Below are 18,087 nucleotides of genomic sequence, written 5' to 3'. Positions count from 1 at the left end.
GGGTCGGGTCGTGGGTCGTAGTGGGCGGCCTCAGCCGCGCCGGCGCCGGCGGGGGCGGCGGCGACCGCGGCGGCGCTGCTGCTGACCGCGCTTGCCGCCCTCGTCGCCGAAGCCGTCCAGGGTGGGCTCGGTGGCGACGCTGACGATCAGCGAGTCGAGGTGACCGTCGGGCAGGCGCTGGGTGAGCTTGAGGATCGTGTGCGGCGCCTCCATGTCGACGTAGACGATGGAGCCGCCGGGGTGGACGACGTAGGCCCAGGCGCGCCGGTCGCCCAGCGCTGTCGCGAGCTCGACCTCGCCGGCGAGGAGCACGGTGACGTCCTTGCCGAGCATGGCCACGCCGTGGGCGCTCTCGCCGGCCAGCGCGCGCACCTGGCCGAGCAGCGACAGCGGGTCGCGGTACGGCCTGATGTAGGGCGCCGTCGCCACGTCCTTCGGGCCGGTCGTGGCGCGCACGAGGCCGCTGGCGGCGTCGAACTCGACGTCGAAGACGCGCCTGCCCTCGCGCTCCTGCGTCTCCTCGGAGAAGCGGAGGCTGTGGTGGTGCTGGGCGCTGGAGCGGCTGCGCTGGACGACCGTGGCGTTGCCGAGGAGACCCTGGAAGGCCGCCCTCGCCTCCATGCGCCTGACCGTGCCCGTCACCTCTGTCTTGAGGACCTGTGTGCCCGCGGGCCGTCCGCGGTAGGTGAGCCGGTAGCTCACGACCTCGACGCTCATCGCGCGAAGCCTACCACCGCGTCCGCCGGGGACGCGGGGCCCGCCTAGAACGGCAGGTCGGTGGCCTGCAGCGTGCCGAGCTCCGCCGTGTCCTTGCCCTGCCTGAGGATGTTGCCCACGAACAGCGAGACGAGGGAAGGGTCGAGCTCGCCGCCCGACCGAGCCTCGAGCGCCTTCTCGACCTCGCGCAGCGGCAGCGCCTGGCCGCGCTCGCTGGAGAGCACGTCGAACGTGTCGGCCACGGCGACGATGCGCGCCAGCAGCGGGATGGCGTCCTTGCGCAGGCCGCTGGGGAAGCCGGAGCCGTCCCAGGCCTCGTGGTGGTGCCTGATGCCCTCGGCGGCCTCCTTGAGCATCGCCGCCGACGCCACCATGTTCGCGCCGCGCTGCGGGTGCTCGAGGTCCTCGAGCCTGAGGTCGAGGCCCGAGCCGAGCTTGCCGATGTCGTGCAGCATGGCAGCGAAGTAGAGGTCGGCCTGCTGCTTCGCGGGGAGGCCCAGGGCGCGTCCCAGGGCGAGCGCGTAGGCGGTCACCCGCTCGGCGTGGCCGAGCTGCGCGAAGTCCTGCGCCTCGAACGCCTGCGTGAACGCGCGCGTGAACTCCACGAGGCTGAGCTTCGACCGCCTCAGCTCGAGCGCCTGCGCCTGGGCCTCGCCGAGGAGGGCGCCCCACCTCGTCGCCAGCCTCAGCTCCTCGTCCCCGAACGCCGGTCCGCCGTGGCGGTGCATGACCAGCGCGCCGTAGGCGGCGTAGCCGCCGGCGACCGGCACGACCAGCGTGGACGTGGCGTCGCGCAGGCCGAGGTCGGAGTACTGCGCGCGCTTGGCGGCGTCGTTCGGCGTGAACATCTCGGCGATGTGGTTGGCGACGACCCGCGGTCCCGGCGAGCGCCAGGGCCCGTGGCCCGGGGCGATCTCGAGCAGCGCGGCGCCGTAGCCCACCTGGGCGTCGAAGGCGTAGCCCGAGGCGTCGTCGCCCCGGACGACGTAGCCGCGCGCGTCGCCGCCCAGGGCGCCGCGCAGGCCCTTGAGTGCCTCCTCGCTGCGCTCCTGCGGCCTGGCGGCGCGCAGGACGCGCACCGCGACGTCCAGCTGGTCGGTCTCCGGTGCGTTCTCCGGCCTGCTCAAGAGGCGTCTGAACACGTCCCACCCTCCCGGGTCCGGGCGCGCCTGGACCCGTCACGAACGAGGATACGTGCGCCCGGTCCGGAGCGTTGAGTAAGCTCGTACACTGGCTGCCATGCTCGACCTGCGCTTCGTCCGCGACAACCCCGACGCCGTGAGACGCGCGATGCGCGCGAAGATGATGGCAGACGAGCTCCCCAAGCTCGAGCAGCTGCTGCGCCTCGACGAGGAGCACAGGCTCGTCAAGCGGGACCTCGAGGAGAAGCAGGCCCAGCGCAACGCGGACAGCCGCACGGTCGGCGAGATGAAGCGCCGCGGGCAGGACGACCCCGAGCTGATGGCGCGCCTGGCCGAGCTCTCCGGCGAGGTCAAGCGCCTCGAGGACCTCGAGCGCAGCCTGCACCAGCAGATCGGCCAGCTCCTCCTCGCCGTCCCGAACCTCCCCCACGAGAGCGTCCCCTACGGGGAGAGCGAGCACGACAACGTCGTCGTGAAGGAGTGGGGCGAGGGGCCCGCGCTCGACTTCGAGCCGAGGGCCCACTGGGACCTGATGACCGCGCGCGGTTGGCTCGACCTCGAGGCCGGCGTGAAGCTGGCGGGCGCCGGCTTCCCCGTGTTCAGGCGCGAGGGCAGCAAGCTCGTGCGGGCGCTGCAGGCGTACTTCCTCGACAGGCTGGCGGCCCACGGCTACGAGGAGGTGGTGCCGCCGGTGCTGGTGAACGCCGAGTCGGCGACGGCCACGGGCCAGCTCCCCGACAAGGAGGGGCAGATGTACGAGGTGACGGGCGGGCTCTACCTCGTCCCCACCTCCGAGGTGCCCCTGACGAACCTGCACCGCGACGAGATCCTCGACACCGCCAGCCTGCCGCTCCGCTACTGCGCCTTCACCGCCTGCTTCCGCCGCGAGGCCGGCAGCCACGGCAAGGACGTGCGGGGGCTGAACCGCGTGCACCAGTTCGACAAGGTCGAGATGGTCCAGTTCACGACCCCGGAGCGCAGCTACGAGGCGCTGGAGGAGATGGTCGCGGTCTCCGAGTCGCTGCTGGAGGAGCTCGGCCTGCCCTACCGCCGCCTGCTCATGTGCACCGGTGACCTGGGCTTCACGCAGGCGAAGAAGTACGACCTCGAGGTGTGGAGCGCCGGGCAGGGCCGCTGGCTCGAGGTCTCGAGCGTCAGCAACCTCGAGGCGTTCCAGGCGAACCGGCTGCGCACCAGGGCCCGCCCCGGCGGGGTGAACGGCAAGGGCAGGCCGGAGCCCGTGCACACGCTGAACGGCAGCGCGCTGGCGTTCCCGCGCACGATCGCCGCGCTGGTCGAGAACAACCAACGCCGGGACGGCACCGTCGAGGTGCCGGACGCGCTGGCCGGGTACCTCGGCACGAAGGTCCTCTGACGGGGCCGGAGCGGCGCCAGCGCGCGGACCGGCGAGCGACGAGCCCGACGCCGCGCGGCCGCCGCGGCGCTCACTCGCCCACCAGGTAGCGCTTCACCTCGTCCTCCGCGCCGGCGGCCGTGAGCACCGTGAGCCTGTCGCCCGCCGCGACCACGGTGTCGCCCCTCGGGTAGGTCACGGCGCCGTCCCGCACCAGCGACACGACCAGGGTCGCGGCCGGCAGCCGCGCCTCCGCCAGCGACCTGCCGGCGACGGGCGAGGCCGCCGACACCGTGGCCTCGAGCAGCGCGGTCTCGGGCGGCAGCGCGGACACGCGGCGCACGCCCCGCCCCAGCGTCTCCTTGTAGGTCCGGATGATGCCGCGCGTGCCGACGCGGCCGACGAGCCGACCGTCGTCCACCACGGGCAGCCACCCCAGGCCGGCGTCGTCGAGGGCCTGCAGGGCCTCGTCGAGAGGCAGGTCGGCCGCCAGGGGAGCGCAGGGCCGCATCGCGTCTCCCGCCCTGGCGCCGCCGGGGGCGTCGGCCAGCGAGGCGGACGTGAGGACGCCGACGGGCCGGCCGTCCCGCAGCACCACGGCGCCGTCCGTGCCCAGGGCGGCGCGCGCCTCGTCGAGGGACGCGTCCTCCGCGACGACGTCGGCCGATCGCATCGCGTCCCGCACGGAGAGCGAGGAGAGGAGGGGGAAGGCCATCCTCACCCGGTGCGCCGGCGACGCCGCCCTGTTCGGGAGCTGCGCGCGGTAGATCGTGCGCTCGCCGACGAGCGCCGTCGCGAGGGCGACGGCGATCATCGCCGGCGCCAGCAGCGACAGGTTGCCGGTCATCTCGGCGACCATCAGCATCATCGCCAGGGGCGCGTGCGCGATGCCGCCGAAGAGCGCCATCATCCCCACGATCACGAAGGGCGCGGGCTGGTCCGGCAGGTGGGGGAGCACGCCGTGGCCCAGCCGCCACAGGGCCGCCCCCAGCAGCCCGCCGATCACCATGCCGGGGCCGAAGATGCCGCCGGAGCCGCCCGAGCCTATCGACAGCGCCGTCGCCAGGATCTTCGCGAAGGGGACGACGAGGACGACGGCGAGCGGCAGCTCGAGGACGGCCGTGCTCATGCCGAGCTGCACCCAGCCGTAGCCGGTGTGCAGCACCTGCGGGAGCGCGAGCCCGAGCAGCCCCACCGCCAGACCGCCCAGGGCGGGCTTGAGCCAGGCCGGCCAGCGCAGGCGCCGGAAGGCCGCGGACACGCCGTAGAACGTCTCGGCGTACACGATGCCCACCAGCCCGCAGGCGAGGCCGAGCAGCGCGTAGTAGGGGAGCTGCAGCGGCGAGTCGAGGGCGATCTGCGGCTGCGCCCCGAAGATCGGCTCGAAGCCGTAGATCGCGCCGAACACGCTGTAGCCGACGATCGACGCGATGAGTCCCGGGATGATGGCGTCGGTCTCGAGGTCGTGCAGGTAGAGGATCTCCGCGGCCATCAGCGCGCCGCCGAGGGGCGCCCTGAAGATCGCGCCGATGCCGGCGCCCATCCCGGCCGCCACGGCGATGCGGCGGTCCTGCGCGCTCAGGCGCAGCCAGTCGGCCAGCGCCGAGCCGAAGCCCGCCGAGATCTGCGCGGACGGGCCCTCGCGACCGCCGGAGCCGCCCGAGCCGATCGTGATGGCGGAGGCGACGAGCTTCACGAGGGGTATCCGGCGCCTCACCCGCCCCGCGTCCCTGTGGACCGCCCTTATCGCCGCGTCGGTGCCGTGTCCCTCGGCCTCGGGAGCGAGCCTCGCGACGATGAGCCCGGACAGCACTCCGCCGCCCGCCACGACGAGAGGCACCAGCCAGGGCACAGCCGCCCCCGGCGCGGCGCCGGTGCCTCCCTCGCCGAGGGGCAGCGGGGGCCGGTAGCCGGCGAGGCGCCCCAGGAAGAGGTCCGTCGCCGTTTCGAGGGCGTAGAAGAACAGGGCCGACCCGAGCCCGGCCACGGCGCCGATCAGCGTGCCGAGCAGCGCCCACTTCGCCAGGAAGCCCTGGCCCTCGGAGCCGTCGCGTCTGGGCAGGTACCGGCGCAGGAGCTCCAGCAGGCGGCTCACGCGCCGCAGCTTAACCCTCCTCGACGGGCTCGCGCCCTACCAGCAGCTCGGCGACGCGCTGCCCGTCCATGCGCGCGACGGTGAACCTGTGCCCGTGCCACTCGAAGGCGTCGCCCTCCACCGGCACCCGCCCCAGCACGAACGCGGCCAGCCCCCCGGCCGTCTGGAAACCGGCGTGCTCCAAGTCGACCGCGCCCCCGAGGCCGAGAGCGTCGACGAGCGCGTCGACGTGCACGGCGCCGTCGACGCGCCAGGCGCCGGGACCCACCGCGACGACCAGCGGCTCCTCGGGGCCGACGGCCGCCAGGTCGCCGACGAGCTCCTCGAGGATGTCGCCGAGGGTGAGCAGGCCATCGAAGCCGCCGTGCTCGTCCACGACGACGGCGAGGCGCTCGCCCGACTCCCTGAACGTGTTGAGCATCGCCAGTATGGGCATGGTCTCCGGGACGAAGAGCGGTTCCCGCAGGTGGCGGCGCAGGTCGAAGGGCTCGCCGCGGAGGGCGGCGGAGAGCAGGTCGGCGGCCCGCACGTAGCCGGCGACGCTGTCGAGCTCGCCATCCGCCACGACGTAGCGCGCGTGCGGCGCGCGCGCCAAGACCTCGACGACCTGCTCGGTGCCCCCGCCCAGGTCGAGCCAGGCGACCTCGTGGCGCGGGGTCATGATGTCGTTGACGCGCCTCTCGCCGAGCCAGAAGGCCTTCTCGATGATCGCCTGCTCCTCTGGCTCCACCACGCCCGCCTCGCGCCCCTGGGCGATGACGAGCTCGATGTCCTCCTCGTCGATGTCCTCCCCCTGCGTCCTGACGCGCAGCAGCCGCAGCACCAGGCTCGTCGAGGCCCCGAGCAGCCACACGACCGGGCCGGCGGCCCGGGAGACGGCGTGCATGAGCCCGGCGACCCTGACGGCGATCCCCTCGGGGTTGGCCAGGCCGAGGCGCTTGGGCACCAGCTCGCCGACCACGAGCGACAGGTAACTGATGCCGGCCACGACCAGACCGAACGCCAGCGGGCCGGCGTAGGGGGCCAGCCACGCCACGCGCCGCAGCGACGCGGCGACCGGCCCGGCCAGCGTCGCGCCGCCGAAGGCCCCCGAGAACACGCCCACGAGCGTGATGCCCACCTGCACCGTGGAGAGGAAGCGGTTCGGGTCCTCGGCCAGCGCCAGCGCCCTCCCCGCGGCGCGGTCGCCCTCCTCGGCGCGCTGCTGCAGCCTGAAGCGGTTCGCGGAGACCACGGCGATCTCGGACATCGCGAACAGCCCGTTCACGAGCACGAGCGCGAGCACGATGGCCAGGTACATGGAGGCGATCATGGCACCTGACCCTCGCCCTGGGCCCCGCTGTGCCGCTCGGCGGGGCCCGCGTCGGGAGCGGGGCGGCCTCCGCTGCGGCCGGCCCTCAGCCCTCGTCGACCGTGCGCGGCACCTCGAAGTAGCCGTCCCTGGCAGCGGGGGCCAGGGCCAGCGCCGCGTCGCGCGGCAGGCCGGGCCGCGGCACGTCAGGACGCGTCCTCTCCGGCGCCGCCAGGTCCTCGGCGCCCGGTCCCTCCGGCAGGTCGGCGAGCTGCGCCACGAAGCCGAGCACCGCCGCGAGGTCGGCCTTCACCCGCTCGCGCTCCTCCGGCGCCAGCTCGAGCCGCGCCAGCTCCTCGAGGCGCGCGAGGGTCTCGTCGTCGATCACGGGGGTCCGGCCGTCGGTCACGCCGCGATGCTAACGCGCGGGGAGCCAGCCGGCGCGCGCCCGTCGGCACGGCCCCCGCGGGAGGGGCGGGCGCGGATGGCGGCGGGGGTGGGGCCGACGCTCAGTAGACGAGGCGGCCGAGCCAGTGGAACAGCGGCGCCAGCGCTATGGCGGGCAGCAGCGAGGCGACGCGCAGGCGCTTGACCTCGAGCAGCCCCAGGCCGAGGCCGACGATCATCAGCCCGCCGACCCCGTTCACGAGCATCACGTTGGGGTCGTTGGCGGGGTCGGGCACGAGGTTCGCGAACAGCCCGGCCGCGAGGGAGAGGCCGCCCTGGTAGACGGCGATCACGGCGATCGAGCCGAGCACGCCGAACCCGAACGTGGTGGCCAGCGCCAGCGCCGAGAAGCCGTCGAGCGTGGACTTGAGGACGAGGAACGGCGCCTCGCCCGTGAGGCCGTTCTGGAAGCTGCCGAGGAGCGTCAGCGGACCGACGCAGAAGAGCAGGCTGGCGGCGACGAAGCCCTCGGTGAAGCGGCCCTGGCCGCCGAGAGCGCGCTTCAGGCGCTCGCCGAGGCGCTCCAGGCCGTCCTCGATGCCCCACCACTCGCCGAGGGCGCCGCCGATCGCCAGCGCCAGCAGCCCGACGAGCACCCCAGGCGGGGCGTCGACGCGGCTCAGGTCGAGGGCGTTCAGCACGCCGACGAGCAGCGTGACGAGGCCGATGGCCTGCATGACGACGACCGTGACCCTCTCGGCCAGCCGTCCGCGCACGAGCAGCCCGAGGCCGCCGCCGACCAGCACCGCGGCGACGTTCAGCCAGGTGCCCCACGTCTGCTCGACGAAGGTCATCCCGCCCCCTCGCCCGGCGACACGGGCGCGCGCGGCCCGCCCTCGGGCGGCTCCTCCGCGGGCGAGCCGTCCTCGCCCGGTCCCGCGGCGCCGGGCCCCGCCTCGCGTCCGCCGGAGCGCAGCACCAGCACCGTGACGAGGACGCCGGCGAGCAGCGGCACGCCGACGAGCCAGATCAGCCACGAGCCCAGCGAGGTCGGTCCGCTGGCGGTGGGGGGCAGGACGAACGACACGGCCCCCGTCTCGCCCTCGCCGAGCCGCACGCTCACGTTGGCCACGGCCTCCTCCTGGCGGTAGGTGCGGTCGCGCACGGTAAGCGTGTAAGCGCCCGCCGGAGGGACCGCGATCGTCGCCGTGTAGACGCCGGGGGAGACCTCCTCGAGCCTGTCGGTGGCCACGTCCGGCTCCCCGGCTGGCGCGGACCCGCCCTCGGGCGGCGGTCCGGCGCGCAGCTCGACGAACACGACGGCGTCCTCGACCTCGGCGAGTGACGTGTCCTGGAGCGTGAGGGTGAGCGTCGCCGGCGCGCCCGGGACGGCGGGGTCCGGGTCGATCGTGACCTCGCCGATCACGAGCATCGGGTGCGCCGACGCGGCGCCCAGGGCCGCGGCCAGGCAGACGGCGGCGAGGCGCCTCAACGGCCGCCGTCCCCGGCCGGTCCGGCGCGCCGCTCCAGCTCGGCCTGGAGGGCGAGCCACAGGTACTCGCGCGGCGTCAGCCCGCTCCCGTGGATGGCGGCGGACGTCTCGCGTCCCACGTAGCGGTAGTGCCACGGCTCGTAGACGTAGCAGGTCGTCTCGGCCTCGCCCCGCGGGTAGCTCATGACGAACCCGTAGCGGTGGGCGTTCGCGGCCAGCCAGGCGCCCTCCGGCGTCTCGGCCCAGTCCGCCAGGTCCCAGGCCGGCGGTCCGGAGTAGGAGCGGAAGTCGATGGCGGTGCCGAGCTGGTGCTCGGAGTGGCCGGGGCGCGCGCTGCTCGCCAGGGCCGCGTCGTAGCCGTCGCGGTCCACCCAGTACTGGAACGTGCTGACCTGGTAGGCGTAGCTGCGGTAGGCCGACTGCACCGCCAGCCTCACGCCCGCCGCCTCGGCGTCCCGCAGCATGGCGGCGAGGTCGTCGATCACCACGGCGCGCACGAGGTGCTGCCCGCCCCCGTCGTAGGAGGCGGGGAACGCCGTGGAGGCCCGGACGAGGTCGGGAGGCTCGTAGTCCGGCGTCAGGGCGAACACGGTGTCGAGGACGGTGAGGGCGTACTCGTCGTAGCCCGTGGCCAGCGCCGGCCTGTCGTCGACCGCGCAGGCCGGCAGCGGCTCGGCCAGGGACGTGGAGGCGAGCAGCAGGGCCGCCAGCGCGGCGAGGAGCGAGGGTGTCCCGCGGGGCACGCGGAGCAGGCTACCACCGGCCGGCGCGGGCGGGCCAACGCGGGGCGAGCGCCTCAGAAGCTGGGTCCGAGGATCGTGCCGCGCATCTCCATCGGCTGCGCCAGGACGAGGAGCTGCAGCGCCGTGAACGCCAGCACGAAGAGGAACATGGGCCACATCGCCACGGCGCCGCGCCGGCCGAAGTCGCGCAGGCCGATGCGCGCCGTCGTGTAGAGGGCGAGGAAGCTGGCGGCGCCGGTGATCGCGGCCTGGACCGCGAAGAGGTAGGCGCTCGGCACGACCTGCGCCAGGCGCCAGTTCGGGTCCACGTCCAGGCCGCGGTAGGCGAAGAAGTGCTGGAACACCGGGACCATCGACAGCGCGCCCGTGAGGAAGTGGAAGGTGTAGTGCGCCGCCCACAGGCCGAACCCGAGCGCGACGACGACGTAGCCCCAGCGCTCGTACGCGGCCACGAGACCCTCCCACCTGCCGCCCAGGGCGTCGGCGGCGGACGCCGCGGCGAGCGTGAGCCCGAGGCCGAGCAGCGTGACGCCGGCGTAGAGGACGACGAGGACCACGGCCTCGCTCCGCGTGCCGAGGAGCTCGGAGAGGCGCTGGGCCGCGTCGAAGAACGGCGGTACCATCGCCAACGCGTTCATCAGGCCGAAGAAGGCGAGCAGCACGCCCATGGTCAGGACCGACAGGCGCCCGCGCCGCGCCCACGGCGCGCGGTGCAGCTCCCGCCCGGGAGCGCGCACCGTGAGGGCGACGTTGTCGTAGGGGCAGGCGCGCACGCAGTTGAGGCACAGCGTGCAGTCCATGTTCGACGTGATCGTCGGCACGAACAGGCCCGTCTCGCAGCCGGGGAAGAACCCGTCGCCGTTGGGGTTCACGACCTCCGCCGAGGGCACGAAGCCCGCGTGGGCGCCGGCCAGCGGCAGGCTGAAGCCTCCCGCGGGCCGCTCCGGCGCCGTGTACCGGCCGTGCAGGCAGGGCTTGTGCTCGCAGCGGCGGCACACGTCGGGGTCCACAGCCGTGATCTGCGCGGGCGAGGCGGTGGCCAGGGCGAAGTTGAAGTTGCCGAGCGGGCAGACCCAGCGGCAGAACGTGCCGGCGGGGAACAGCACGTCGACGGCCAGCGCGGCGCCGAAGTAGCCGAGGGCCAGCCAGGCGGTCAGCCACGGGCTGGCCCACAGGTCGAAGACCTCGTAGGCGAGGAAGAACGCCAGCAGGAGCGCGATGACCAGCCACTTGGAGCGCAGCGCGCGCGGCCAGGCGAGCTTGCGCGGCAGCAGGCGCTCGAGACGGCGCGAGAGGCCGCGGGTGAGCATCAGCGGGCACGCGGCGCAGAAGGCGTTCCCCACGACCGCCAGCCCCAGCACCAGCAGGCCGCGGTAGTGCAGCCACACGGCCGTGGTGGCGACGTTGCGGGGCGCGACCTGGCGGCCGGTGAGGCCGTCGACGACCACGAACAGCGCCAGGAGCAGGAGCGGCAGCTGGAGCGCGAGGCGGGCGTACCGCCAGCGCGCGAACCGCCTGAGGCCAGGCAGCGAGAGGAGGTCGAAGCCGCGCGGCTGGTCGACCAGGCCCGCCCGCCCCTCGCCCCGAGCCACGGTGCCCGCGCGGGCGGCCGGGGCGCTCACCGCGCGACCGTGACGAAGGTCTCGGCCGTCGCGGTGCGGCCGTCCTGCGTCCGCACCTCGGCCGTGACGATCCAGTCGCCGGCCATCGTGAACGCGAACTCGTCGGTCCGGTAGACGCCGGGCTCGGCCTCGGGGGCGTCGGCGATGACGGGCGCCATGCCGGCGTGCGTCATGTCGGCCTGGACCGCCACGACGGCGCCGGAGACCGGCTCCTCACCCTCCCGCACGGTCACCGTGACGGCGCCCCCGCCGACCGCCGGGTCGGTCACCTCCACGGCGGCGTTGAGCGGGGGCACGTCGCCCGAGCCGCCGCCCGCCGAGCTGGTCGACGCCCCGTCGCCGCCCGGGCGGCAGCCGGCGAGCGCCAGCGCGGCGAGCGCCGCGACGACGGCCAGGCGGAGCGGGAGGCGGGAGCGTGGCGCGACTGTCATGCCTAGGCGATGCTACCAGCGACCCCCGGGCGGCGGGGTGCGCGGAGGACGGCCGGCGCGACCGCGCTCTGCCCGGACGCCGCCGGCCCGACCCGCTCCGCGGCGCCGCGCGAGCCGGCGGTCCGACGAGCCGCCACGCCCGCGTACGCATGGGCCTCAGAGCCTGCCGACCGCGTCCAGGTAGCTCACGACGCCGGCCTCCAGGGCCGCCGCCAGGCGGTCCGGCTCGTCGATCAGCTCCCTGTCGTGCGGGTTCGAGAGGTAGCCCAGCTCGACGATCAGGGCGGGCGTGCGCGCGTGCGCCGCGTGCCGGTAACGTCGGTTGTTGAACGCGTAGTACTGCAGCATGTTGCCGGTCACGTTCCTGTCGTCGTCGGGCAACGAGGTGAGCGCCAGCATGGCCCTGTCGAGGTGCAGCTTGAGCAGCGGCTCGTACGGGTTGCGCGCCGGCACGAAGTGCGCCGACTTGTAGCCGCTGCGCTCCTCGTTCGGGTTCGCGTCCACGTGCACCGAGAGCAGCACGTCGGCGCGGTAGCGGGTGGGCAGGGTCGCGGGCAGCACGTCGACCACGAACCCGTGGGCCCGCAGGCGCTCGGCCAGCGCGGCGACGATGGCGTGGTTGGCCTCGACCTCGTCGAGGCCGTCCCAGTGGGCACCGGTGCTGTAGCGCAGCTCGGCGAGCTCGTCGGGCTGCTCCGCCGCCCCGAGGTGACCGACCTGCAGGCCGACCCTCACCGGCCCGCGGATGGCGTTCACCAGCCGCCGCAGCACCTCCCAGCGCGGCACCCTCACCTCGTCGCCGAACACCAGGCGCATGGGGCTGGGGAGGCCGTACACGGCCACGTGGTCGCGCGCCGCGAAGGCGGCGGCCAGCAGCAGCCACAGCAGGGACAGCAGGACCAGCGCCCTGCCGAGGGCACGGCGCAGACGGCGGCGGGGCGTGGCGCCCCCGCTCGTCACATGCGGCGCTCGCCGGTGAGCCAGAAGACGATGTGCTCGTTGACGTTCTCGATGTGGTCGCCGAGGCGCTCGAGGTAGCGGGCGACCTCGAGGAGCCGGTTCGCCCGGCCGATGGCGGCGGGCGACTCCAGCATGTAGGTGAGAAGCTCGCGCTGGATCTGCTCGTAGAGGTCGTCGATGACCTGGTCCATGGCGTGCGCGCGCCGGGCGGCCTCGGCGTCCTCCTCGGCGTACGCCGTCATCGTCGCGTCGATCATCTCCGCCAGGACCTCGAAGCAGCGCTGGAGGTCGAGGTAGCGCTTCAGCGGCGGCTCCTTGGCGAGCTCGAGCGCGGCGCCCGCCACGTGCTCGGCGTAGTCGCCGGCGCGCTCGATGTCGTGCAGGGCCTGGAAGCTGGCGCCGAGGAAGCGCAGGTCGCGCGCCGCCGGCTGCCGCCTGGCGATCACGGTGAGGATGCGCATCTCGAGCTCGGCCTGCATGGCGTCGATCTGCGCGTCGCCCGCCATGCAGCGCTCGGCGGCCTCCTCGTCCTGCTCGATGAGCGCCCGACGCGCCAGCCCCGTCGCCTCCCTCACCAGGCCGAGCATGCGCAGCACGTGGCTGGCGACGTTCGCGATGTCCTCGCTGAGCGGGCTGCCGTCCACGGCCGGCATGATAGCCGAGCCCCGGCGCCGTCGGTCGGCCGACCGCCTCCGGCCGGCGGCTCGTCCGCGCGGGAGGGAGCTACGAGCGGCTGAGCTCCTCCGGCAGCCGACGACGCTCGAGGCGGCGCCGCCTCACGGGCTGCGGGAACGCGAGGTCGGCTTCCGGGAAGGGGGGCAGCGCGCGCTCGCCGCGCGACCGGCGGGCGGGCAGCGACTCGGGCGGCAGCGACGGTTCTTGGGCCAGGACGCCCAGCGTGACGCCGCGGCGGCGCTCCCGCTGGTCGAGAAGCAGGTGCTCGACGCCGTCCGCCGCCAGGGCGGTCCGCACGGCCAGGGCCGGGGCGGGCGCGTCGCCCGGCTGGCGGCGCGGCGGGACCGGCGGGTAGATGCGGCTGCCGGGGAACGCGCGGCGGTACGCGCCCGGCCCGAAGAGGACCAGCAGCAGCGCGCTCGCCACGACGCCGGGGAGAACGGCGGCGTGCTCGGTCCAGACGAGGTCCAGCGTGACCGACCCGTGCCGGGCGGCGAGCAGCGCGACGCCGGCGGTGCCCCAGGCCAGGGCGTAGGCCAGCAGCGCGTCGAGCGGTCCGGCGACCCTCGTGTCGCGCGGCGACGGGTAGATCGCCAGCCAGCCGAGGACGGCCAGCTCGAGGGTCAGCACGGCCTCCGGCCAGCCGGGCAGGGCGTCGCCGGCGTGGAAGCCGGCGAAGAGCACGCCGACGAAGACGCCGGTGGCCGGACCGTAGGCGAGGGCGACGAGGTAGAGGGGCAGGCGGTGCAGGCCGGGGGCGACGGCCGCCAGCGCCGCGGGCAGGTCGGCGCCCCAGAGGGCGTCGGCCACCTGCAGGAGGAACGCGGCGGTGACGGCGCCGAGGACGCGCAGCAGGGTGCGCGGCCGGGTCAGCGCCAGGTAGTCGCGGCGGCCGATGCCGCTGCCGAGCGAGACGACGAGGAGCAGCGCCGCGGCGCCCGACGAGTAGAGGACGACGGGGTCGGCCAGCAGCGCCTCCAGCGCCGGCGCCAGTAGCCCGGGCATGGCGGAGAAGGTAGCACCTGGCCTAGCGGTCGTCCAGGGTCGCGCCGAAGGGCGAGGTGCCCCAGGCGCCCTCCCAGGCCATGCGCGCCACGGCGCGGTGCGCGGCCCTGGCCTGTGGGCCCGGCGCGAGGAGGGACCCGAGCCCGCCCTCCAACAGGAGGTAGGTGCGGTGCGCCAGCCCGGCGGCCGGCGGGAGGTGGCGCGCGGTGACCAGGTAGCCGCCCCGCCGACCCTCCACGTGGAAGGCGGGGTGGCCCGGCGTGGAGGAACCGCCCAGGTGCGTCACCGGCGTGGCCACGAGCAGGTTGGCGTAGCCGAGCCGGGAGGCGCGCAGCCCGTGGTCGAGGTCCTCGTTCGTGAACCTGAAGCGCTCGTCGTAGCCGCCGGTAGCGACGTACGCCTGACGCGTCAGGACCTTGAGGCAGCCGGTCAGCCAGGGCGCGCGCACGGTGGCCGGACGTCCGTCGGCCCTCGGGCCGGCGCGCAGCGCGCGGCGCTGCACGAGGCGGTAGGGGAGGCCCATCGCCTGCAGCCTGCCGCGGGCGTCGTAGGCCAGCGGCCCGGCCGCGCCGGCGCCCGGCTCCGCCGCGAGGGCCGCGACGAGGTCGTCGAACGTGCGCTCCGACACGAGCACGTCGTCGTTCATGAAGGCCAGGTACGGCAGCGCGGGCAGCAGCGCCAGGCCGCGGTTCACGGCCCGCGCGTAGGAGTGGTTCTCGACCCTCGCCACGGCGGTGCCGTGCGGCCAGCCGGGGGCGGGGTCGGGGACGGAGCTCCCTGTGGCGACGAGCACGACCCGGGCCCCGGGCGCCGCGAGCGCCAGGCGGCGCATCGCGTCGTCGAGCACCTGCCTCGACGCGGCGTGGTGAACGACCACGACGCCGAGGCGCGCGGCGGTGGACGCGGGTCCGTCGCGGACGGCGCCCGTCTCCGTCGCCGCCGCGAAGGGCTGGTCCTCGGTAGCCCCGGGCCCGGCGCCCGCGGCCGGCTCCTCGTCACGTGCCGACGCCACGTCGGCCAGCATGCCACGGGCCGACCAGCTCCTCCGCGGAACGGCGCTAGAGTGCGCGGAGTGTCTGAGGGGCAGCGCGTCAGGATAGGTGTGGCGCTCGGGGGCGGCAGCGCCCGCGGGTACGCGCACCTGGGCGCCCTGGCCTGCCTGGAGCGGAACGGCCTGAGGCCAGACGTGATCGTGGGCACCAGCTTCGGCGCCGTCGTCGGGGCCCTCTACGCCACGGGCGAGAGCATCGAGGCGCTCATCGCGCGCGCCAGCGCCATGCGCCGACGCGACGTCATCCCCCACGTGGCCGACTTCGGCCTGCACCACGCGGCGCTCTTCCGCGGGCGCAGGCTCGAGGAGTACCTCGACAGGCTCCTCGAGGGACGCACCTTCGCCGACCTGCGGGGCGAGCTCGTCGTCGTCACCACTGACGTCGACACCGGCGAGCGCGTGCTGCTGCGCGAGGGGCCGCTGGCGCCGGCGCTGCGCGCCAGCGCCTCCCTGCCCGGCGTCTTCGCCCCCGTGACGATCGGCGGGCGGCGCCTCATCGACGGGGGCATCGGCTCGCCGGTGCCGCTCGACACCGTCGTCGAGCTGGGAGTCGACGTCGCGCTCGGCATCGGGGCGGGTCTGCAGGCGCGCGACTCGCGTTCGATCAGGCTGGCCAAGCGTGCCCTGGCCGCCGAGCCGGTGCGGAAGCTGCACGGGCGCGCGCTCATGCGCCGCCCGCGCACCGCCGTCGGCAGGCTCGGCCGCGCCCTGGCCCTGGCCGCCGACACCTGGCTGCGCGACGACAGCGAGGCCGAGGAAGGTCACGTCCGCGCGGTGGGCGACGGACGCTTCGAGGTGCACACGCGGCCGCCCATCTCCTGGCTGAACTTCCACAGGGCGGGCGAGGCCATCGCCGCCGGCGACGAGGCGCTCAGGCCCGTCGTCCCGCGCCTGCGCCGCGCCGTGGCGGCGGTGCTCCAGGGACGCGTCGCGGCCCCGGTCGCTGTCTCCGTCGCCGGCGACTGAGGCGGGCCGCGGAGCACTCGGCGGCGTCGGACCACGGGTCCGCGCGGCAGACGCCGCCCATCTACCCCCCTTCGCCTCAGAGGATCCGCTTGCCTAGCAGGCTCGCGGTCAGCTCCACGAGGGTGGCGGCGGTGCGGTTGGCGACGTCGAGGATCGGGTTCACCTCGACGAGGTCGAGGCTGACGACGCGCCCGCTCTCGGCCAGCACCTCCATGAGCAGGTGCGCCTCCCGGTAGGTGAGGCCGCCCGGCACCGGCGTGCCCACGCCGGGCGCGATGGTCGGGTCGAGGACGTCGGCGTCGAACGAGACGTGCAGCCGGGGCGCGTGCGAGAGACGCCCCAGCGCCTCGGTGGCCACCGCGGCGATGCCGCGCCTGTCGACGTCGCTCATCGTGTAGGCCGCGATGCCGAGGCGCACGATCGCCTCGCGCTCCGGCGGGTCCACGCTGCGCAGGCCGACGTAGACGACGTCGCGCGGCGAGAGCGGCGGTCGGTCGCCCCACAGCGCCGTGAAGCGCGCGTCGCCGAGGCCGAGGAGGTGGGCCACCGGCATGCCGTGCACGTTGCCGCTCGGCGAGGTCTCGGGCGTGTTCACGTCGGCGTGGGCATCGACCCAGAGCACGCCGAGCTCGCCGCCCGCGGCGACGCCCGGGACAGTGCCCATGCTCACCGAGTGGTCGCCCCCCAGCGCGATCGCGAACGCGCCGTCTGGCCGGTCGCGCAGCGCCTCCGCCGCGGCGGCGCAGGCCGCGGCGATGGCGTCGGCGTAGAGGGGCTCGCCGGCGCCGCCCCCGAGCCGCGCCGCGCTCTCCGGCACGGCGACCTCGACGTTGCCAAGGTCCGCGACGGCGAAGCCCAGCGACGTCAGGGTGCGCTCCAGCTGGGCGAGTCGCAGCGCGCTGGGCCCCATGTCGACCCCGCGCCTGCCGGCGCCGAGGTCCATGGGGACGCCGACGACGTGGACCTCACGCGTGCTCATGCTCGCCTCCCGTGGGCCGGTCCGGCCGGCCCCCGCTCGTCACGAAGGGTAGCGCCGCCGCGGGGAGGGCGCCACGGGGAGACCCACGGCCCGGGACCCAGGGACCGCGGTTCGACGGCGCTTGGTCGCGCCCCGGCCGCGCGGGCGGCGGCCGGCGGTCGCCGCGTCGTGACAAGGTAGAGGCACCAGCAGACCGCGCGGGCTGTCGCCGCGCCCGGAAGGAGCCGCCATGAAGCTAGGCTTCGCCACCGCCATCCTCCCGGACCTCGGGTTCGAGGAGGTGCTCGCCTTCGCCGCCCAGGAGGGCTTCGAGTGCCTCGAGGTCATGTGCTGGCCCACCGACGCCACCGACAGGCGCCGCTACGCCGGCGTCACGCACGTCGACGTAGCGAGCCTCGACGACGCCGGGGCCCGCGCCGTGCGGGAGGCCTGCGAGCGCCACGGCGTCACGATCACCGGCCTCGGCTACTACCCGAACCCGCTCGCGCCAGACGAGGGCGAGAGCCGGGTCTACGTCGAGCACCTGGGCAAGGTCATAGACGGCGCCGCGCGCCTGGGCGTCCCCGTCGTGAACACGTTCATCGGCCGCGACCCGTCGCTGCCGGTCGAGCGCCAGTGGGACCGCGTGGAGCGCGTGTGGCGCCCGCTGCTGAAGCGCGCCGAGGAGGCGGGCGTGAAGGTGGGCATCGAGAACTGCCCGATGCTGTTCACGCTCGACGAGTGGCCTGGCGGCAAGAACCTCGCCGTCTCGCCGGAGGTCTGGGACGAGATGTTCTCGCGCCTCGACAGCCCGGCGCTGGGCCTCAACTTCGACCCCTCCCACCTGGTGTGGCAGGGCATCGACATCGGCCAGGCCATCGCCGACTACGCCCACAGGTTCGTGCACGTCCACCTCAAGGACGAGAAGGTGGACGAGGAGCTCCTCTACCGGCGCGGCGTCCTCGGCCTCGGCTGGCACGTGCCGAAGATCCCCGGCCTCGGCGACATCGACTGGCCCGCGTTCTTCGCCGCTCTCAAGGGCGCCGGCTGGACCGGTCCCGTCGTGATCGAGGTCGAGGACAGGACCTTCGAGGACAGCCTCGAGGGCCGCCAGGAGGCGCTGCGGCGAGCCGGTCAGTACGTCCGCACCGTCATGGAGTACGGGACCTGAGCCCTGCACGCGCTCGGCTCACGCGCC

General features: G+C 74.9%; 18 protein-coding genes. 3 read left to right on the top strand and 15 right to left on the bottom strand.

Annotation, left to right across the window (positions count from 1 at the left end; genetic code table 11):
• Positions 1 to 30: 30 nt before the first annotated feature.
• Together VF202_10195 and VF202_10190 are read right to left on the bottom strand one after the other, a co-directional pair.
• Positions 31 to 717, bottom strand: a complete 687-nt coding sequence (locus VF202_10195; protein ID HEX7040474.1) for a DUF3108 domain-containing protein — start codon at positions 715 to 717, stop codon at positions 31 to 33.
• 44 nt (positions 718 to 761) lie between these two features.
• Positions 762 to 1,859, bottom strand: coding sequence for an HD domain-containing phosphohydrolase (locus tag VF202_10190; protein HEX7040473.1), 1,098 nt, complete (start codon positions 1,857 to 1,859; stop codon positions 762 to 764).
• A 97-nt stretch (positions 1,860 to 1,956) separates the two neighbouring features.
• Between VF202_10190 and serS the strand changes: the two genes are divergently transcribed.
• A complete protein-coding gene (gene serS / locus VF202_10185) occupies positions 1,957 to 3,234 on the top strand; it encodes a serine--tRNA ligase (protein HEX7040472.1) in 1,278 nt (425 codons plus the stop codon).
• Positions 3,235 to 3,304: 70 nt separating this feature from the next.
• On the opposite strand, the gene VF202_10180 is transcribed toward serS, so the two are convergent.
• From VF202_10180 to VF202_10125, 12 genes are all read right to left on the bottom strand, one after another.
• The gene (locus VF202_10180) at positions 3,305 to 5,308 is read right to left on the bottom strand and encodes a chloride channel protein (protein HEX7040471.1); all 2,004 of its coding nucleotides are present in this window, start codon (positions 5,306 to 5,308) and stop codon (positions 3,305 to 3,307) included.
• Between the two features lie 10 nt (positions 5,309 to 5,318).
• A complete protein-coding gene (locus VF202_10175) occupies positions 5,319 to 6,620 on the bottom strand; it encodes a hemolysin family protein (GenBank protein ID HEX7040470.1) in 1,302 nt (433 codons plus the stop codon).
• Between the two features lie 85 nt (positions 6,621 to 6,705).
• The gene (gatC, locus tag VF202_10170; GenBank protein ID HEX7040469.1) at positions 6,706 to 7,008 is read right to left on the bottom strand and encodes an Asp-tRNA(Asn)/Glu-tRNA(Gln) amidotransferase subunit GatC; all 303 of its coding nucleotides are present in this window, start codon (positions 7,006 to 7,008) and stop codon (positions 6,706 to 6,708) included.
• Between the two features lie 100 nt (positions 7,009 to 7,108).
• On the bottom strand, positions 7,109 to 7,840 hold the full coding sequence (locus VF202_10165; GenBank protein HEX7040468.1) for a DUF554 domain-containing protein: 732 nt from the start codon (positions 7,838 to 7,840) through the stop codon (positions 7,109 to 7,111).
• Positions 7,837 to 8,478: a hypothetical protein gene (locus tag VF202_10160; protein HEX7040467.1), complete on the bottom strand. Its 642-nt coding sequence runs from the start codon at positions 8,476 to 8,478 to the stop codon at positions 7,837 to 7,839. Before VF202_10160 ends, VF202_10165 begins: the two co-directional genes overlap by 4 nt.
• Positions 8,475 to 9,221 (bottom strand): M15 family metallopeptidase, encoded by a 747-nt coding sequence (locus VF202_10155; GenBank protein HEX7040466.1) that lies wholly within the window; start codon positions 9,219 to 9,221, stop codon positions 8,475 to 8,477. Before VF202_10155 ends, VF202_10160 begins: the two co-directional genes overlap by 4 nt.
• Before the next feature lie 53 nt (positions 9,222 to 9,274).
• Positions 9,275 to 10,843, bottom strand: a complete 1,569-nt coding sequence (locus VF202_10150) for a hypothetical protein (protein HEX7040465.1) — start codon at positions 10,841 to 10,843, stop codon at positions 9,275 to 9,277.
• The gene (locus VF202_10145; GenBank protein HEX7040464.1) at positions 10,840 to 11,274 is read right to left on the bottom strand and encodes a FixH family protein; all 435 of its coding nucleotides are present in this window, start codon (positions 11,272 to 11,274) and stop codon (positions 10,840 to 10,842) included. Before VF202_10145 ends, VF202_10150 begins: the two co-directional genes overlap by 4 nt.
• Before the next feature lie 156 nt (positions 11,275 to 11,430).
• Entirely contained in the window at positions 11,431 to 12,234 is an 804-nt protein-coding gene (locus tag VF202_10140) for an N-acetylmuramoyl-L-alanine amidase (protein ID HEX7040463.1), read from the bottom strand.
• The gene (gene phoU, locus VF202_10135; GenBank protein HEX7040462.1) at positions 12,231 to 12,878 is read right to left on the bottom strand and encodes a phosphate signaling complex protein PhoU; all 648 of its coding nucleotides are present in this window, start codon (positions 12,876 to 12,878) and stop codon (positions 12,231 to 12,233) included. The genes VF202_10140 and phoU overlap by 4 nt, the downstream gene beginning before the upstream one ends.
• Before the next feature lie 79 nt (positions 12,879 to 12,957).
• Positions 12,958 to 13,914, bottom strand: a complete 957-nt coding sequence (locus VF202_10130) for a hypothetical protein (GenBank protein HEX7040461.1) — start codon at positions 13,912 to 13,914, stop codon at positions 12,958 to 12,960.
• Between the two features lie 22 nt (positions 13,915 to 13,936).
• Complete coding sequence (locus VF202_10125; protein HEX7040460.1) at positions 13,937 to 14,926, bottom strand: hypothetical protein; 990 nt, start codon at positions 14,924 to 14,926, stop codon at positions 13,937 to 13,939.
• A 60-nt stretch (positions 14,927 to 14,986) separates the two neighbouring features.
• Here VF202_10125 and VF202_10120 point away from each other — a divergent pair, with 60 nt between their 5' ends.
• A complete protein-coding gene (locus VF202_10120) occupies positions 14,987 to 15,931 on the top strand; it encodes a patatin-like phospholipase family protein (GenBank protein ID HEX7040459.1) in 945 nt (314 codons plus the stop codon).
• A 76-nt stretch (positions 15,932 to 16,007) separates the two neighbouring features.
• Here VF202_10120 and rocF read toward each other — a convergent pair whose 3' ends face one another.
• On the bottom strand, positions 16,008 to 16,910 hold the full coding sequence (gene rocF, locus VF202_10115) for an arginase (GenBank protein ID HEX7040458.1): 903 nt from the start codon (positions 16,908 to 16,910) through the stop codon (positions 16,008 to 16,010).
• A gap of 229 nt (positions 16,911 to 17,139) precedes the next feature.
• Between rocF and VF202_10110 the strand changes: the two genes are divergently transcribed.
• Positions 17,140 to 18,060, top strand: coding sequence for a sugar phosphate isomerase/epimerase (locus VF202_10110; GenBank protein HEX7040457.1), 921 nt, complete (start codon positions 17,140 to 17,142; stop codon positions 18,058 to 18,060).
• Positions 18,061 to 18,087 lie beyond the last annotated feature (27 nt).

Source organism: Trueperaceae bacterium, from assembly GCA_036381035.1.
GTDB lineage: Bacteria > Deinococcota > Deinococci > Deinococcales > Trueperaceae > DASRWD01.
Note: the sequence above shows the minus strand (reverse complement) of the source record. Positions and strands in the feature narration are given on the sequence as shown.